Below are 16,601 nucleotides of genomic sequence, written 5' to 3'. Positions count from 1 at the left end.
CATGAAGTTAACCCGCCGCGTGAAGGAAATCCTTTCCTGGTACGAGAGCGACAATCCCGGCACCAAGGCCAACCTGGCCCGCATCCTGATGGAAGGCCGCCTGGGCGGCACCGGCAAGGTGGTGATCCTGCCGGTCGACCAGGGCTTTGAGCACGGCCCCGCGCGCAGCTTCGCGCCCAACCCGCCGGCCTACGACCCGCACTATCATTTCCAGCTGGCCATCGACGCCGGCCTGAACGCCTACGCCGCCCCCCTGGGCATGCTGGAGCAGGGTGCGGCCACCTTCGCGGGCGCCATCCCCACCATCCTGAAGATGAACAGCTCCAACAGCCTGTCGCGCGGCGGCGATGCGCCGGACCAGGCGGTGACCGCCACGGTGGCCGACGCCCTGCGCCTGGGCTGCTCCGCCATCGGCTTCACCATCTACCCCGGTTCCGACGCGCAGTTCGACCAGTTCGAGGAATTCCGCGAACTGTCGGCCGAGGCCAAGGCCTGCGGCTTGGCGACCGTGCTGTGGTCCTACCCGCGCGGTGGCGACCTGGACAAGGACGCCGAGCTGGCGATCGACATCAGCACCTATGCCGCCCACATGGCGGCCTTGCTGGGCGCCCACATCATCAAGGTGAAGCTGGCGACCGACCATTTGGGCAACAAGGACAGCAAGAAGGTCTACGAGTCCAAGAACATCGCCCGTTCCACCCAGGCCGAACGCGTGGCCGACGTCATGCGCTCCGCCTTCAACGGCAAGCGCATCGTGGTCTTCTCCGGCGGTGCCGCCAAGGGTGAGGACGCCGTGTACGACGACGCCCGCGCCATCCGCGACGGCGGCGGCAATGGTTCCATCATCGGCCGCAACAGCTTCCAGCGGTCCCGCGAGGACGCGCTGGCGCTGCTGGACCGGATCGTCCGCATCTATCAGGGCAAGGAATAAGTTTTTGAAGGCAGATTGCCGTCTGTACCTGGTGACGCCGCCGGCCCTGGAGCCGGCGGCGTTCGCCGTTCAACTGGCCGCCGCCCTGGACGGGGGCGATGTCGCCTGCGTGCAACTGCGGCTGAAGGACGTGGATGACGACACCGTGCGCCGCGCCGTGGACGTGCTGCGCCCCATCGCGCAAGCACGCGAGGTCGCCTTCATCCTGAACGACCATCCCCGCCTGGCGCGGGAGACGGGTTGCGACGGCGTGCATGTCGGCCAGAGCGACACCCCCTATCGCGACGCGCGCAAGATTATGGGCGCCGATGCCATCGTGGGCGTGACCTGCCATGACAGCCGCCACCTGGCCATGGTGGCCGGTGAGGAGGGTGCGGACTACGTCGCCTTCGGCGCCTTCTTCCCCACCGGCACCAAGCAGGTGGAGCACCACGCGACGCCGGACGTGCTGACCTGGTGGCAGGAGATGATGGAAATCCCCTGCGTCGCCATCGGCGGCATCACGCCGGAAAACTGCGGCGACCTGGTCCGCGCCGGCGCCGACTTCCTGGCCGTGGTCTCATCCGTGTGGAACCACCCGCAGGGCCCGGGTGCCGCCGTGCAGGCCTTCAACAAGGCGATCGCGGAGGCGTAATACCTACAGAGCGGCGATGATGTCGGTAGCGGCGAAGTCATCGCCAAGGAACAGCAGGGGCAGATTGCGTTCCCACGCCAAGGCGTAGGCATAGCAATCGCCCATGTTCAGTCCGGCTGGATGCACGCCCTTGCCCCAACGGTCATAAGCATCGGCTGCCAGCCGCGCCATCTCAGGCGTAACCGCAATTTCTGTAGCGGCCCAGCCCTGTAGCAACTCTTCAATGCGGACACCCAAGCCCCGCCGACGGCCGACGATCAGCGTCTCCACCAGGGTTCCGACACTGACCAGAATCTCATCGGCACGTTTAAGGCATGCCAGACACTCTGCCGCCCGCTTCTCGGGAATGGCGATTTCAATAATCGCCGAGGTGTCCACAACGATGGAACTCACCCCGGCAAGCCATCGTCGCCGTAAAGGAAATCCTGGCTTCGCGCGGCATCCATGCCTGGAACCGGATCTGCCTTCGCCTTCTCATAAAAAGCCTGGAGGAAAGCGTTGCGCTGTTCCTTGGTCGGACGCTTGTCGGAATCCACAGCCTCGGCACTTGATCGGCGCCGCGCTTCACTCAGAACCTCGCGAAGGACTTCGTTTCGCTTCTCCTTCGCCGCCAGGCGATCAGCTTCCGTCTGTTCGGCAGTAGCACCTTCTTGCGCCACGTAGTTGGCGATAGCGTCCACCACCAGCGCCGCCCTGTCCCGTTGGGTAGCGGCGGCAAGCCGATCCAGGCTTTCCGTGATCTCGGAAGGCAATTCAACTGTCAGCGTCGCAGTCCGGGCCATAATGCTCTCCCGCCTGGTTGATGGAGGTCAGCATACCATGACATCGCCTCAGCCGTCCCACGCACGCCTTGGCAACCGGTCTCGGACTTAAAGAGCAAGTTGATCAGACAATAAATGGCCCCGTTATCGCCGCCACCGCTCCACGGCGGCGATGGTCGCTTCCAACCGAGCCATTGCCTGGGCGTGAGGAACGACGCGTCCCGCAGCCATATCAATGAGACCCTGCTGGATACCTTCAACATCCGATACCGACATCGGCTGTTCGGCCGATTGCGCTTGGGCAACAGGTTTTACGGCGTCCACGTCGGCTCACTCCGTAACTTCGAACGATTGAGCTTAAAACAGGCCGGTGCCCAAGTCGAATCGCCTCACGGCACCACTACCGGCGCCCACAGCACGTCGTCGATGGCGGCGGCGTTGGTGGCCAGCATGACCAGGCGGTCGAAGCCCAGCGCGATGCCGGCGCAGTCGGGCAAGCCGAATTCCAATGCTGCCAGGAAATCGGCGTCGATGGGGTAGCGTTCGCCGTAGAGCGCCTGCTTCAAATCCATATCGGCTTCGAAACGGGCCTTCTGCACGGCCGCATCCGTCAGCTCACCAAAGGCGTTGGCCAGTTCCACGCCGCAGGCGTACAGCTCAAACCGCTCCGCCACGCGGGGGTCCTCCGGCTTGGGCCGCGACAGGGCGGCCATGGAGACGGGATAGTCGGTCAGGAAGGTGGGACGGCCCATGCCGAGGTGCGGCTCGATCCGGTCCAGGCTGATGCGGAAGGAACAGATCCTCCCAGGTGTCGCCAGCGTGGGCGTGGATGCCCACCGCCGCCGCCGCCTTGGCCAGCAGGGCCACGTCGGGCCGGGCCGGGTCGGGTGCCGTCGCCAGCAGGTCGATGCCGACATGGCGCTGGAACGCCTGCTGCACCGTCAGCACCTCCCATTCCGCATGAGGGCCGCAGGTGAGGTCGCCCCGGCGCAGCGTGTCCACGCCGGCGGCGGCACACAGGGCGCGGGTCAGGCCGATGCAATCGTCCATCAGGTCGCGGTAGCCGGCCCCCACCCGGTACCATTCCAGCATGGAGAATTCCGGGCTATGGGTGGGGGAGCGCTCACCGTTGCGGTAGACATGCGCCAGTTGGAAGATGCGCGGCAGGCCGGCCACCAGCAGCTTCTTCATGGTGAATTCCGGGCTGGTGTGCAGCCGCAGGGTCAGCCGGTCGTCGGGATGGCTGCCCACCAGGTCGGTGGCGAAGGCCATCAGGTGCGGCTCCAGGCCGGGGGACACCTGCAGGGCCGGCGTTTCCACCTCCAGGAAGTCGCGATCCTCGAACCAGCGGCGCATGGCCCGGGTCATGCGGCCCCGCGCATCCAGGTTGGCGCGGCGCTGGGCCAGGCGGTCGGGGTGCCACCAGGGCATGGTTGGGGTCTTCATGGCGGCGGCCCTTCCGGGAGAAAGCGTGATGGCGGGGTCGACAAGGCGGGGCCCATGCGGGCACCATCGCCTCGCTTGTCGCTCAAGGGCGGCATACCGCCCCGCCCCGCCGCTGTCGAGTCCCCGCATAACCGTGGCCAAATCGCACCCCGCCCCCCGGCCGCGCCAAAAGGCACCGCCGGCCGTCCCCGCCGACGCCGCCACCGCGACGAAACCCAAGGCCGGCGCGCCACCCGCCATCGCCATCCGCTGGGAGGGCGCGCGCATCAGCGAATGGAACGCCCTGCTGAAACGCGTGCCGCGCAGCAGCCTGACCCAGTGTTTCGGGTATGCCGCCGCCATGGCGACGGTAGAGGGCTGGAAACCCAGGCTGGGCATCATCGAGCGGGAGGGCCAGCCCATCGGCCTGGTGCTGGTGCTGGAAAAGCGCATGGCCCGCATGGTCAAGGTGGCCAAGATCCACCGCGGCCCCCTGCTGGTGCCCGAGGCGCAGGACTGGACCACCGTGGGCGTGGTCTACCGCCTGCTGCGCCAGGCCTATCCCACGGGCCTGCGCTCCTGGCCCAGCGTCATCGCCGAACTGCCGGCCGGGCCCCTGACGGACACCGCCCTGCGCTGGGCCGGCTGGCGCCACCAGCCCGGCCCCGGCTATCGCACCATCTGGCTGGACCTGACGCCGGATGAGGCCAGCTTGCGCGCCAAGCTGGACCCCAAATGGCGCAACAAGCTGCGCCAGGGCGAACGGGCCGGCCTGGTGGTGGAGGTGGACCGCGACGGCGACACCCTGCCCTGGCTGCTGGAACACCATGAGGCCGACCGCAAAGAACGGCGTTACCGCGCGGCGGGGTCCAAACTGCTGACCCGCCTGCGCACCGCCCTGCACAAGGACGGCGACGTCCTGGTCCTGCGCGCCATGCTGGATGGCGTGGGCGTGGCCGGCATCCTGGTCTTCGGCCACGGCGTGGCGGCGACCTACCAGGTGGGGTGGAGCGGACCGGAAGGCCGCCGCACCCGCGCCCACCATCTGCTACTGTGGCGGGCCTGCCTGGAACTGAAGGCCCAGGGTCGCGTCGCCTTCGATCTTGGCGGCCTGACGCCCGACGTGGAAGGCATCAACACCTTCAAGCGCGGTTTGGGCGGTGAGGAGGTTGAACTGGCGGGCGTGTTTAACTAGTTTTTGTGCCCTCAAACGGCGGGCGCCGCCATCCGGCGGCTTGCCTCATCCTCGATTTCCAGTCCGCCTGCGGCTCCCCAGAAATCTCCGGCGCCCGCGGTCGCGGGCTACAGCGGCGTGGCCGCCGCCGGTTACCGCTGGTCCAGCTTCAGTTCGATGCGGCGGTTGCGGGCGCGCACGTCGGGGGCGTCGCCGGGCTCCAGCGGCTGGAACTCACCGAATCCGGTGGAGGCCAGGCGTTCCGGCGGCACGCCCTGCTGGATCAGGAACTTCACCACCGCCGTGGCGCGGGCGGACGACAGTTCCCAGTTGCTGGCGAAGGCGGGGGTGCGGATGGGCACGTTGTCGGTGTGGCCATCCACCCGCAGGATCCAGTTCAGATCCTTGGGGAACTTCTTCGACACATCCATCAGGGTCTTGCCCAGGCTGGCCAACTGCTTGCGGCCCCGATCGCCCAATTCGGCGCTGCCGCTGTCGAACAGCACCTCCGACTGGAAGACGAAGCGGTCGCCGACGATGCGGATGTCCGGCCGGTCGCCCAGCACCTCGCGCAGCTTGCCAAAGAATTCGGAACGATAGCGGGCCAGTTCCGCCACCTTGCCGGCCAGCGCGGCGTTCAGCCGCTTGCCCAGATCGACGATCTGGACCTGCTGTTCCTTGTCCTTCTGTTCCGACGCCGCCAGGGCGGCGTTCAGCTGCGCCAGTTGCTGGCGCAGGGCCGCCAGCTGCTGGTTCAGCAGGTCGACCTGGGCCTTGGCCTCCGCACTGGCGTTCTTTTCGGTATCCAGTTCCGCCTGCTTGGCGGTGGCGGCATCCGTCAGGGCCTGCACCTGGGCCGACAGATCGTCCCGCTCGGCCTGAAGCTGGGTGTTCTTGGCCAGGGATGCCTGCAGCTGTTCGTTCAGCGCGGCCATGTCGGTGGTCAGCTTTTCCTTGTCCGCCTGCTCCATCGCCAGCTGGTCGGCCAGCAGGGCGATTCGGCTGTTCAGACGGGCCAGCGCCTCGTCCTTGCCGTGCAGCAGGGACGACAGCGCGAACTGCGACAGCACGAACACCATCAGCAGGAAGACGATGACCATGACCAGGGACGACAGCGCGTCCACCCAGCCGGGCCAGATGTCCAATTGGCGGCGTGAGGCCCGCCGGCCGATGCCCGCCATGGCCTAGCGCTCCGCCCCTTCGCCCAGCGCCGCGATGGTGCGGGTCAGGATCTTGATCTCGGTGCGGATTTCCTGGGTGGACTGGACGCGGCCGGTGGCCGTCTCCTCCACCAGGCGGGCCAGGTGCAGGTCCAAGTTCCGCAGGTGGGCGCGGCTGGCGTCATCCAGGCCACTGTTGGCGCCGCCCTGCCCCAGCGCATCGGCCAGGCGTTGCAGCACCGGCCGCATCTCCATCTGGCCTTCCGCCAGGCGCAGCATCAGCTGCTGTTCCGCCTTCATCTGGTCCGACAGGGCAGACAGGCGTTCCACCAGCGCCATCAGATGGCTGTTGGCGCTGCGCCGGCCATCCTCCCCCTGCGCCATGGTGTATTGCAGCTTCTCCATGTTCTCGGCGGTGGTTTCCAGCAGGGCCTGGATGTAGGCCGGCACCGGCTGGTCACCCGCCTCCACCAGGCCCCCGCCGCCCAGGCGGGTAGACCCGGCCAGCCAATCCTCCAGATCCATGTAGAAGCGGTTCTGCGCCTGGCCCGCCTGCAATTCCAGGAAACCCAGCACCAGGGACCCAGCCAGGCCGAACAGGCTGGCGCTGAACGCCGTACCCATGCCCGCCAGCGGGGCGGCCAGCCCATCCTGCAAATGGGCGAAGATGGCCACCGCGTCGCCGTCGCCCACCTTCAGGCCGGATATGACGCCGCCGATGGTGGAGACGGTCTGCAACAGGCCCCAGAAGGTGCCCAGCAGGCCCAGGAAGATCATCAGGCCGATGAGATAGCGGCTGATCTCCCGGCTTTCGTCCAGGCGGGCGCTCACGCCGTCCAGCAGGGACCGGGTGGCGATGGCCGACAGGGTCAGGCGGCTGCCGTTGACGCCGCCGGTCCCGCCCCGGCCCCGGTCGCCCAGCATGTGGGCCATGGGCGCCAGCAGGCGCGGCTGGGTGGAGGTGACGGTGCCGCTGCGGAAATTCTCCAGCCACTCCACCTCCGGCCGCAGCATCAGCGCCTGGCGGAAGATGTAGAGGATGCCGATGGCCAGCGCGCCCAGGATCAGACCGTTCAGGGCCGGGTTGGCCATGAAGAAATGTTCGACCTGCGCGTACAGCCCCGCCGCGACGGCGACGACGGCCGCCAGGAACACACACATGCGGAAAAGATAGGGGGTGGGCCGCGACACGGGGTCTGTTCCTTTATTGTTGGGGACGGGTCGGTAGAACGTCAAACGTCAGCGGATGAACGCCAGTTCGACCTTGTCGAACGCCTCCGCCGGCAGGGTGGAGCCTTTGTTGGCGCCGCGAACCGCCACCTTGTCGTTGTCGTCGCCCGCGATGGACCCCATGGCGATCAGCACCAGCCGCTCCTTCGCCACGCCCAGCGCCATCAGGCGGTTGCGCACGGCGTTGGCGCGGAACAGCGACAGCCGCCGGGCGGCGGCCTCCCGGTCCGGCGACGGCAGCGGGGCGAAGCCGCGTATCTCCAGCCGGTGGGTCGGGTCCTGGCCTAAACGCCCGGCGATGCCCACCAGGGCCGCCTCCTGCGCCTTGTCCAGGGTGGATGAACCGGCGGCGAAGGGCACGGTCATGTGGTCGTCCGGTGCCACCGGCGTGGCCTTGTCCACATTGGTGACGCCGTGGGGCCGGATCTCCGTGACCGGTGCCGGCGTCGAGCCCTCAGGCTCCTTGGCGTGATTCGGGGTAGGCGTCGCCTCGGGTTTCAGCAGGCTCTTGGGCGTGTCGGGCACCACCACCGTCTTAGGGATGGGTGCGGCCGGCGCGCGCTTCACGATCGGCACGCCCACGTCACCCGAGGTCGGGGGCGTCGTCGCCTGGCCGCTGGACGGGTCGGATTGGGCGAAGGCGGACGCCGCCAGCAGGCTGACGGACAGGGCGACCACGGCGGGCAGTATAGCCTTCTGGGGAGAAACCATCTGGGGGCGGCGCATGCGGCAGGGGGCTTTCGACAACAGGACTAAACCTTGGAAATGTGGCCGATCCTTGTTCGGCGCAACCCTTTTACCACCGGTTTGCGGCGCCCGCCCGCCTGATATGCCCATCGGTTCGAGATGCTTGCCAAGCGGCTTAGTTTAGAATAATTCTAAATTAGAAGTTAACACTGAACCGATCCCGAGGAGCCTCCCCATGCTGCCCCAGCCGCAAACCGCCACCATCGGCGCCACCGCCCACCATTTCAGTTTCCGCCGCCTGGGTGGCGGCCAGCCTGTGCCGCTGGCGGCCTATGCCGGCCAGCCGGTGCTGGTGGTCAACACCGCCAGCAACTGCCGCTTCACCAACCAGTATGAGGATTTGCAGGCCCTGCATGCCAAGTACGGCCCGCGTGGCCTGGTGGTGGTGGGCGTGCCGTCCAATGATTTCGGCAAGCAGGAACCGGGCAGCGCGTCGGAGATCGGCGCCTTCTGCCAGCGCAACTACGGCGTGGAGTTCACCATGGCCGACAAGGAAGTGGTGGTGGGCGCCGACGCCCATCCCTTCTTCAGCTGGCTGGTGGACATGGCGGGCGAGGACGCGGCCCCGCGCTGGAACTTCCACAAGTACCTGATCGGCAAGGACGGCGCCCTGCTGCGCTACTGGTCCTCGGTATTCCGCCCCTCCAACGAGGCCGTCGTTCAGGCGGTGGAGGCCGCGCTGGCTTAAGGCCGAACCGCCCTGGGGTAGCCGTCAAACCAGCGGCGTGAGGTATTGCCTCACGCCGCTGTAGGCTGCGACCGCAGCCGCCGGAGACTTCCGGGGAGCCGTAGGCGGACTGGCAGTCGAGGACAAGGCAAGGCCCCGGATGGGGCCGCCCGCCGCCTGAGGGCAGTATTAAAAGTGATACCCGACGCCGGCCATGAACACGGCATTGGTGGCGGAATAGGTCAGCGGGCTGTCAGCGGCGCTGCCCAGCAGCTTCTTCACCGACACGTCCGTCATGGCGAACCAATGCTCGGTGATGCGATAGCGCAGATTGGCGCCGACGGTGACGTCCTTGAAACCCGCATCCGCCGTGTAGGACGTGAAGATGGAGCGCGCGGCCTGCGTCGGCGTCACACCGAAAAAGGTTTCCATGTAGTTGTCGTTGGCCCAGGTGGCGCCGACATGCGGCGTCAGGATGATGCCGTCGGCCAGCCGCAGGGGCAGGCCCACGCCGACATTGGCCACCACGCCGTCATTCTGGCTGCCGTTGAACTTGGTGGCGGAGGCGTTGAAGCTCAGCCGGCCCAACTGGTAGGAACCGAACACCTTGACGCCGGTGGAGAGGTCGATATTGCCCAGGCCCTTCAGCCGGTCGTCACCCTGGTTGAAAAAATTCTTGCTGTCGTCGCGGCCGGGATCGAAGGCCAGGGCCACGCCGACCTTCAAGGCACCCTGGTGCCAATAGGCGGCGATGCCCTGCTGCCCCATTTCCACCATGTCGTTCCACTTGATGTCGATCAGGGGGATGGGGCTGACGGTATAATGGTCGCTGCCCTCATAGGTGGGGCGCGCCATGGCGCCGGCGCCGACGGTGAAGTCCCAGGTGCTGCGGGGCTGCGCGCCCGGCTGCTCTTGGGCGAAGGCGGGGGTGGCGGCCAGCACGGCGGCGAGGATGCCGTATCGGGTCATGGGACGGAAAACGGTACGCATAGGCGGGGCGCCTTTCATGTTGACTGAATTCACCGCCCAGCGGCTGGCGGCCGATGTCACCCCTCACGCCCGACCCATGAGGGGCGCCCAACCCCGGCCGCCCGGTCGCTGGAACGGTGCGGACCCTAAACGCTGATTTTTGTTGGGTGATGTCCGCTTTGCGACCGGCGCGGCACAATGTTTCCGGCCTGAAATAATCCGCCGGGACATCGGACACGAAGGGGCCGGCCCCCCGTGCTACCATCCGCCCCATGATGCCGATGCCCACCCTGCTGCTCGTCGATGATGACGAGGACATCCTGTCCCTGCTGACCCTGTTCTTCCGCAAGCACGGCTATACCGTGGTGGTGGCGGAAGACGGGCCCGGCATGGATGCGGCGCTGGCGGCGGGCCCGGTGGATCTGGTCATCCTGGATGTCATGCTGCGGGGCGAGGACGGGTTCAGCCTGTGCCGCCGGCTGCGCGCCGCCTCGCGCATCCCGGTCATCATGCTGACCGCCATGGCCGACCATACCGACCGCGTCGTGGGGCTGGAGATCGGCGCCGACGACTATTTGACCAAGCCGTTCGACGCGCGCGAACTGCTGGCCCGGGTCAAGGCCGTGCTGCGCCGTACGGCCGAGGCGGCGGCCACGCGCGGCACGGCGGAGACGCGGCCCCACCTCAGCTTCGCCGACTGGCGCCTGGACGTCGCACGGCGGGAACTGCGGTCGGCCGACGGCACGCTGGTGCTGCTGTCAGGTGGGGAGTTCGACCTGCTCCTGGCCTTCGTGGAACATCCCCAGCGGGTGCTGACCCGCGACCAGTTGCTGGATCTGGCGCGCGGCCTGTCGCACGCGGCGTATGACCGCAGCATCGACGTGCAGGTCAGCCGCCTGCGCCACAAGCTGGAGGATGATCCCAAGAGCCCTGCCCTGATCCGCACGGTGCGCAACGGCGGCTATATCTTCACGGCCATGGTGAAGGGCCAATGAGGGCCCTGCCGTTCTGGCCGCAGGACACCATCGCCCGGCGGTTCGCCGTGACCATCATGGCCGCCGCCACGGTCGCCGCGGTCCTGAGCGCCCTGGTGGTCAGCTTCGCCGGCACCTGGCTGCAATCCCCCGCCAATGACGCCGGGCTGTTCCAGGCCGTCACCAGCATCAGCCACGTCATCGACGCCGCCCCGCCGGAGGTGCGTCCCAGCCTGACTCGCGCCGCCTCCACCAAGATATACCGCATCGAATGGTATGATGCCGCCAGCCCCCTGGCCGTGGCGCTGAATCGCGACCCACGGCCGGATGGCATGTTCCCCCTGCCCAGCCCGTGGCTGGAGGAATTGAACGAACCGGCGGTGGTCTTCATGGGCACGGCGGCCGGCGCCGCCCCCCTGCATCTGCGCCACGACTTCGCGACATATCCCGACGCCCGCTTCCTGGCCGTGCCCATGAAGGACGGAAGCTGGCTGGTGTACAGCGCCCTGGACCGCTCCCGCGATTTCGCACGCGCCCTGCGCATCGGCATCGCCCTGCTGCTGCTGCTGCTGTCGGCCGCCGCCGTGTCGCTGATCGCGGCCCGCCAGCTGTCCCGCCCCATCGAGCGCATCGCCACGGCGGCCCGCCAGTTCGGCACCAACCCCCAGGCCCCGCCGATCGATGAGGCGGGCCCGCGCGAACTGCGGGGCGTCATCCGCGCCTTCAACGCCATGCAGGGACAGATCCAGAAGTTCGTCAGCTATCGCACCGCCATGCTGGCCGCCATCTCCCACGATTTGCGCACGCCCTTGACCCGCATGCGCCTGCGCGGCGAGTTCGTGGAGGACCCGGTGCAGCAGGCCCGCCTGTTCCGCGATGTGGACGAGATGCAGGCCATGGTGGACGGCGCCCTGGCCTTCTTCCGCGACGATGGGGATGAGGAGGCGGTGACCGCCTTCGACCTGGCCGGCCTGCTGACCACCATCATCGACGAATATGCCGACCAGGGCGTGGCCGTGGCCTATGACGGCCCCGCGCACGCCGTCTATCGCGGCCGCCCCTTCGCCCTGAAGCGCGCCGTCACCAACCTGGTGGAAAACGCCGTGAAGCACGCCACACCACCGGCGGTGAGCCTAGTGACGATGGCCGACGCCAGCCTGATCACCATCCGCGACCAGGGGCCGGGCATCCCGGAGGGTGAACTGGACCAGGTGTTCAGCCCCTTCTACCGGCTGGACCGGTCCCGCAACCGCATGACCGGCGGCGTCGGCCTGGGCCTGACGGCGGCGCTGGCCATCGTGCGCGGCCATGGCGGCGACATCGCCCTGGTGAACCAGCCAGGGGGTGGCCTTGAGGTGCGCGTGACCCTGCCCTGAAACGCCAAACGGCCCGGAGGTCATCCGGGCCGTTGGTGCAAACTCAATCGGAAAGAAGCAGCGGCTCAGCCGGCGGCCTTCTTCTTGGCGCCAGCGTTGCGCAGCAGGGTGCCCAGCGGCAGGTGCAGGTGGGAGTTGGCGGCCAGCACGCTGGCGCCGCTCTGCGGGTTGCGCCCGCCGCCGATCTCGGTGGCGAAGCCGCCGGCCTCGGTCACCATCAGCACGCCCGCCGCCACGTCCCAGGGCTTCAGGCCGGTCTCGAAGAAACCGTCGTAGCGGCCGGCGGCAACATAGGCCAGATCCAGGGCGGCGGCGCCGAAACGGCGGATGCCGGCGACCTCGGTCATGATGGCCTGCAGCTGCGGCATGTAGGCGGCCGGGTCGCCATGGCCCTTGAAGGGGATGCCGGTGGCGATCAGGGAGTCGGGCAGGTTGCGCCGGGCCGACACGCGCAGGCGGGTGTGGTTCAGGAAGGCGCCCGCCCCCTTTTCCGCCCAGAACATCTCGTCATGCACCGGCTCATACACCACGCCGGCGACGATCTCGCCTTCCTTTTCCAGGGCGATGGTGATGGCCCAGTGCGGCAGGCCGTGCAGGAAGTTGGTGGTGCCGTCCAGCGGATCGACGATCCAGCGGTAGGCCGGGTCGCTGCCGGCGATGCTGCCCGACTCTTCCATCAGGAAACCGTAGCTGGGCCGGGCCTTGCTCAGTTCCTCGCGGATGATGGTTTCCGACTTGCGGTCGGCGGCGGACACGAAATCGGCCGGGCCCTTGCGGGACACCTGCAACTGCTCCACCTCGCCAAAGTCGCGCACCAGGGCGCGGCCCGCCTTCTCGGCGGCTTTGGTCATGACGTTGAGAAGGGCGGAACGGGCGGCCATGGGGTGTCCCCTTTAAATCTTTACCAGCGGGCGCATCCCCGGGGGAGCGCCCTACCATAAAAGCCGAGAGCGAATTCCACCGGAAGGCGGAATTCGCTCTGGCAACGAGCCTGCCGCGGTTGAGGCGGCGGCGGGAAGGCGCTTAGTCCTTCGCGCGTTCCATGTATTCACCCTCGGCGGTGTTCACCACCACGCGGGTGCCGGCTTCGATATGCGGCGGCACCAGGATGCGCACGCCGTTCTCCAGCAGGGCCGGCTTGTAGGAGGAAGAGGCCGTCTGGCCCTTCACCACCGGGTCGGCCTCGGTGATGCGCAGGGTCACGGTCTGCGGCAGTTCCACGGACAGCGGCGCGCTCTCGAAGGTCTGCACCGTCACCTCCATGCCGTCGGTCAGGAACACCTTGCCCTCACCGATGATGTCGCCGGTGATGGAGACCTGCTCGAAGGTTTCCTTGTCCATGAAGGTGTAGAGGTCGCCGTCGGCGAACAGGAAGGTCATCTCATGCTCGTCCAGGCGGGCACGTTCCACGCTTTCCTGGGTACGGAAGCGCTCGATCGTCTTGGTGCCCGTGCGCACGTCCTTCATCTCGATCTGGATGAAGGCGCCGCCCTTGCCGGGCTGCACGATCTGCGTCTTCACGACCACCCACAGCTTGCCGTTATTCTCCATAACGTGGCCGGGGCGCATGGTGTTGGCGTTAACCTTCATGGTGCTTCAACTTTAACCTGGGTGTTTGCGAGCGGCGCGGACCCTAGCAGCTTGTTCGCAGCCGGACAAGATCGGCCGGAATTCCTGCCACGCATGCCCCGTCGGCGTCGGCCCCAACCATCCTGTCCTCTTCCCCAGCAAGAAAAACCCGGCTGGTTGGGGCCAGCCGGGTTTGAAGGTCGGGATGGGAAACAAGGGAACGGGAGATGCACTAAAAAAACGACAGACAGATCAGGGCTTGGTGACAGCGCCCACCACGGCGCCGGCGGCCGCACCGACCGCGGCACCGGCCAGAACCGGGCCGCCGACGATGGCGGTGACGACGGCACCACCCGCAGCGCCGATGGCGCCACCGGACAGGGTGCGCTGTTCCCGAGCCGTCAGGCCGGAACAACCGGCAAGCAGGGACCCGGCCAGAACAACGATGACAGCTTTCTTCAACATGATGGCCTCACTGTTCCTTCCAGTCGGGCCGCCTGAAAGTGGCGGGCCCTGGCGGGACGGCACCGGGCAGGGTGCCGTCCCAGCCGGACTTGAGGTGCCGGCTTAAGGCGGGGTTAGCGGATGGGGATGACCACGTTCAGGCCCGGGGCGCCGTAATAGACCGGCGGCGGGGGCGGGGGAGCGTAGTAGGCCGGCGGGTAATAGGCGCGCGGGCCGTAGTAGTAGGGCGGCGGGGCGACATAGACCCGCGGACCACCGTAGTAGTCACGGCCACGCCAGCCATGGTCACGACCGTGATCGTAATGACGGTAGTAGCCGTCGGCCTTAGCCGGGGTCGAGGTCACGGCGGCCGTCGCGGCGATCCCGACCACGGCCAGGGCGGCAACCGCGGCAAAGCGCTTCACCTTCGCCAGACGCAGGAAATCGCTCTTCATGATCTTACCTCCAAAAACGTGGGAGGCCGGTGGTGCCGGAAACAACCGGCGGCGGGCTTCCCATGCCTTGAACAATGGAGGTGGATGTTGACGATTTAAGGGCGATGTTTGCCTTAATGCGACCTTATTTAGGAAACGCCCCGGAGCGGTGCTCCGTCCGGGGCGCTTTGAACTAAATCAAGCTCTTAACCTCATTTCACCACCTGCCCCACCCCGCGCCCGCGCGGGTCGGAGGCGGTCTCCAGCTCCGTGCCGTTGATGTGGATGGCCTCCACATCACCCATGTTCCAGCCCTGGTTCTGCAGCACATAACCCATGGCCTTCAGCTTGTCGGCCTCCGGTCCCACCAGGGGGGCGTAGTTGTCGTAGAAGATGGTGTCCTTGGGCAACAGCTGGTGATGCACCCGCTGGGCCGACACCGCGTCCTGCAACGACATGTGGAAGTCGTAGACGTTGTTGATGACCTGGAAGACGCTGGTGAAGATGCGCGACCCGCCGGGCGTGCCCAGCACCAGGCTGACCTTGCCGTCCTGGGTCACGATGGTGGGGCTCATGGATGACAGCATGCGCTTGCCGGGCTCGATGGCGTTGGCGTCCTTGCCCACCACGCCGAAGCCGTTGGGCACGCCGGGCTTGGCGCTGAAATCGTCCATCTCGTCATTCATCAGGAAGCCGGCGCCGGCCACCACCTCACCGTTCCCGAATTCGAAATTCAGGGTGAAGGTGTTGGAAACGGCGTTGCCCCATTTGTCGACCACGGAGAAATGGGTGGTCTGGTTGGGCTCCAGCCCCGCCTTCACGTCCGGGGTGGGGGAGATGGCGTCGGGGTTAACCTCCGCCGCGCGCCGGGCCAGGTAGTCGTCACTGATCAGCCGGTCCACCGGCACCTTGAAGAAGTCGGGGTCGCCCAGATACTCCGCCCGGTCGGCGAACACGCGCTTCTCGATCTCCGCCATCAGGTGGATGTACTTGGCGGAGTTCAGCGGCACGTCCTTGAAATCGGCGGCGCGCAGTTCCTTCATCTTCAGCAGCTGGGCCAGCGCCTCCCCGCCCGAGCTGGGCGGCGGGGCGGTGTAGACGACGTTGCCCTGCCAGGTGAACTGGATGGGGTCGCGCCACTTGGCCTTGTAGTCGGCCAAATCCTCCGCCGTGATCAGGCCGCCGTCCTTCTGCATCTGGGCGACCAGCAGGCCGGCGGTCTTGCCCGTGTAGAACTCCTTCGGCCCGTCCTGGGCGATGCGCTTCAGCGTCTCCGCCAATTCCGGCTGGGTGAAGATCTGGCCCGCCTGCATCTTCCCGAAATACTGGGCGAAGTTGGTGACGGCGAACTGCTCCATCATGTCGGTGCGGTAGGCGATGATCTTGTCGGACGGCAGGAAGCCCTTTTCCGCCAGGTCGATGGCCGGCTGCATCACCTGCGCCCAGGTGAGCTTGCCGAAACGGTGGTGCGCCTCCCACAATCCCATCACCGTGCCCGGCACGCCGGCGGCCTTGGCGCCCACCAGACTGAGCTTGGGGATCACGTCGCCCTTGTCGTCCAGGTACATGGTGCGGGTCGCGGCCTTGGGCGCCACCTCGCGGTAGTCGACGAAGTAGGCCTTGCCATCGACATACAGGGTCATGAAGCCGCCGCCGCCGATGTTGCCGGCCTCGGGATACGTCACCGCCAGGGCGAAGGCGGTGGCCACGGCCGCGTCCACCGCGTTGCCGCCGGCCTTCAGGATTTCAGCGCCGGCGTTGGTGGCGGACCCGTCGGCCGAGGCGACGGCGCCGCCCGACAGCAGAGCCACGGGTGCTGTCGCCGTCTTGGCCTCCGGCGCCTTGTCGCCGCCCTTGGGGCCGCAAGCCGCAAGCGCCAGGCCCAGCACCAGGGCCGCGCCCGCGTTCACCACCCAGCGCCGCGTCACGCCGCCCATCATCCGCCGATCCGACTGCCTGGCCGCCATTCAACTAACCCTCTTTTCCTGTGGCTCATGTCCGGTGGGCGCCAGCATGCCCAGGATCGCGCGGAAAGATAAGGCGTTTTCGCATCATGAGTGATTCAAGGGTCACTTGACCAAATCTCATATCTGGGAAATATTCCCA

17 protein-coding genes and 1 pseudogene are annotated in these 16,601 nt (G+C 67.2%); 6 read left to right on the top strand and 12 right to left on the bottom strand.

Annotated features, from left to right (window positions below; all coding sequences use genetic code 11):
- Position 1: 1 nt before the first annotated feature.
- Both PW843_12630 and thiE read left to right on the top strand, forming a co-directional pair.
- Positions 2-931, top strand: a complete 930-nt coding sequence (locus tag PW843_12630; GenBank protein MDE1147443.1) for a class I fructose-bisphosphate aldolase — start codon at positions 2-4, stop codon at positions 929-931.
- 4 nt (positions 932-935) lie between these two features.
- A complete protein-coding gene (gene thiE / locus PW843_12625; GenBank protein ID MDE1147442.1) occupies positions 936-1,565 on the top strand; it encodes a thiamine phosphate synthase in 630 nt (209 codons plus the stop codon).
- Positions 1,566-1,568: 3 nt separating this feature from the next.
- On the opposite strand, the gene PW843_12620 is transcribed toward thiE, so the two are convergent.
- The 3 genes and pseudogenes from PW843_12620 to epmA form a co-directional block, all read right to left on the bottom strand.
- Positions 1,569-1,958, bottom strand: a complete 390-nt coding sequence (locus tag PW843_12620; protein MDE1147441.1) for a type II toxin-antitoxin system VapC family toxin — start codon at positions 1,956-1,958, stop codon at positions 1,569-1,571.
- Complete coding sequence (locus PW843_12615) at positions 1,955-2,347, bottom strand: ribbon-helix-helix domain-containing protein (protein ID MDE1147440.1); 393 nt, start codon at positions 2,345-2,347, stop codon at positions 1,955-1,957. Before PW843_12615 ends, PW843_12620 begins: the two co-directional genes overlap by 4 nt.
- A gap of 368 nt (positions 2,348-2,715) precedes the next feature.
- Positions 2,716-3,772, bottom strand: a pseudogene (gene epmA / locus PW843_12610) (EF-P lysine aminoacylase EpmA).
- Between the two features lie 133 nt (positions 3,773-3,905).
- Between epmA and PW843_12605 the strand changes: the two are divergent.
- On the top strand, positions 3,906-4,946 hold the full coding sequence (locus tag PW843_12605; protein ID MDE1147439.1) for a GNAT family N-acetyltransferase: 1,041 nt from the start codon (positions 3,906-3,908) through the stop codon (positions 4,944-4,946).
- 131 nt (positions 4,947-5,077) lie between these two features.
- Here PW843_12605 and PW843_12600 read toward each other — a convergent pair whose 3' ends face one another.
- Genes PW843_12600 through PW843_12590 form a run of 3 tightly spaced genes read right to left on the bottom strand, consistent with a single transcriptional unit; the run spans position 5,078 to position 8,026 of the window.
- Entirely contained in the window at positions 5,078-6,106 is a 1,029-nt protein-coding gene (locus PW843_12600) for a peptidoglycan -binding protein (protein MDE1147438.1), read from the bottom strand.
- Between the two features lie 3 nt (positions 6,107-6,109).
- Positions 6,110-7,276 carry a flagellar motor protein MotA gene (locus tag PW843_12595; GenBank protein MDE1147437.1) on the bottom strand — a complete coding sequence of 389 codons (1,167 nt, stop codon included), beginning with the start codon at positions 7,274-7,276 and terminating at the stop codon, positions 6,110-6,112.
- A 48-nt stretch (positions 7,277-7,324) separates the two neighbouring features.
- Positions 7,325-8,026, bottom strand: a complete 702-nt coding sequence (locus tag PW843_12590) for an OmpA family protein (protein MDE1147436.1) — start codon at positions 8,024-8,026, stop codon at positions 7,325-7,327.
- A 211-nt stretch (positions 8,027-8,237) separates the two neighbouring features.
- Between PW843_12590 and PW843_12585 the strand changes: the two genes are divergently transcribed.
- A complete protein-coding gene (locus PW843_12585; GenBank protein ID MDE1147435.1) occupies positions 8,238-8,750 on the top strand; it encodes a glutathione peroxidase in 513 nt (170 codons plus the stop codon).
- A 168-nt stretch (positions 8,751-8,918) separates the two neighbouring features.
- Here the strand turns inward: PW843_12585 and PW843_12580 are convergent, their stop codons facing one another.
- Positions 8,919-9,719 (bottom strand): MipA/OmpV family protein, encoded by an 801-nt coding sequence (locus PW843_12580; protein MDE1147434.1) that lies wholly within the window; start codon positions 9,717-9,719, stop codon positions 8,919-8,921.
- Positions 9,720-9,970: 251 nt separating this feature from the next.
- On the opposite strand from PW843_12580, the gene PW843_12575 reads away from it, so the two are divergent.
- On the top strand, positions 9,971-10,693 hold the full coding sequence (locus PW843_12575) for a response regulator (protein ID MDE1147433.1): 723 nt from the start codon (positions 9,971-9,973) through the stop codon (positions 10,691-10,693).
- Positions 10,690-12,048, top strand: coding sequence for an ATP-binding protein (locus PW843_12570; GenBank protein MDE1147432.1), 1,359 nt, complete (start codon positions 10,690-10,692; stop codon positions 12,046-12,048). Before PW843_12575 ends, PW843_12570 begins: the two co-directional genes overlap by 4 nt.
- 65 nt (positions 12,049-12,113) lie before the next feature.
- On the opposite strand, the gene PW843_12565 is transcribed toward PW843_12570, so the two are convergent.
- The 5 genes from PW843_12565 to ggt form a co-directional block, all read right to left on the bottom strand.
- Entirely contained in the window at positions 12,114-12,929 is an 816-nt protein-coding gene (locus PW843_12565; protein MDE1147431.1) for an inositol monophosphatase family protein, read from the bottom strand.
- A 142-nt stretch (positions 12,930-13,071) separates the two neighbouring features.
- Complete coding sequence (efp, locus tag PW843_12560) at positions 13,072-13,638, bottom strand: elongation factor P (protein MDE1147430.1); 567 nt, start codon at positions 13,636-13,638, stop codon at positions 13,072-13,074.
- A gap of 231 nt (positions 13,639-13,869) precedes the next feature.
- Complete coding sequence (locus PW843_12555; protein ID MDE1147429.1) at positions 13,870-14,082, bottom strand: hypothetical protein; 213 nt, start codon at positions 14,080-14,082, stop codon at positions 13,870-13,872.
- Between the two features lie 113 nt (positions 14,083-14,195).
- The gene (locus PW843_12550; protein MDE1147428.1) at positions 14,196-14,516 is read right to left on the bottom strand and encodes a hypothetical protein; all 321 of its coding nucleotides are present in this window, start codon (positions 14,514-14,516) and stop codon (positions 14,196-14,198) included.
- Positions 14,517-14,707: 191 nt separating this feature from the next.
- Entirely contained in the window at positions 14,708-16,462 is a 1,755-nt protein-coding gene (gene ggt, locus PW843_12545) for a gamma-glutamyltransferase (protein MDE1147427.1), read from the bottom strand.
- Between the last annotated feature and the right edge of the window lie 139 nt (positions 16,463-16,601).

Source organism: Azospirillaceae bacterium (genome assembly GCA_028283825.1).
Lineage (GTDB): Bacteria > Pseudomonadota > Alphaproteobacteria > Azospirillales > Azospirillaceae > Nitrospirillum.
Note: the sequence above shows the minus strand (reverse complement) of the source record. Positions and strands in the feature narration are given on the sequence as shown.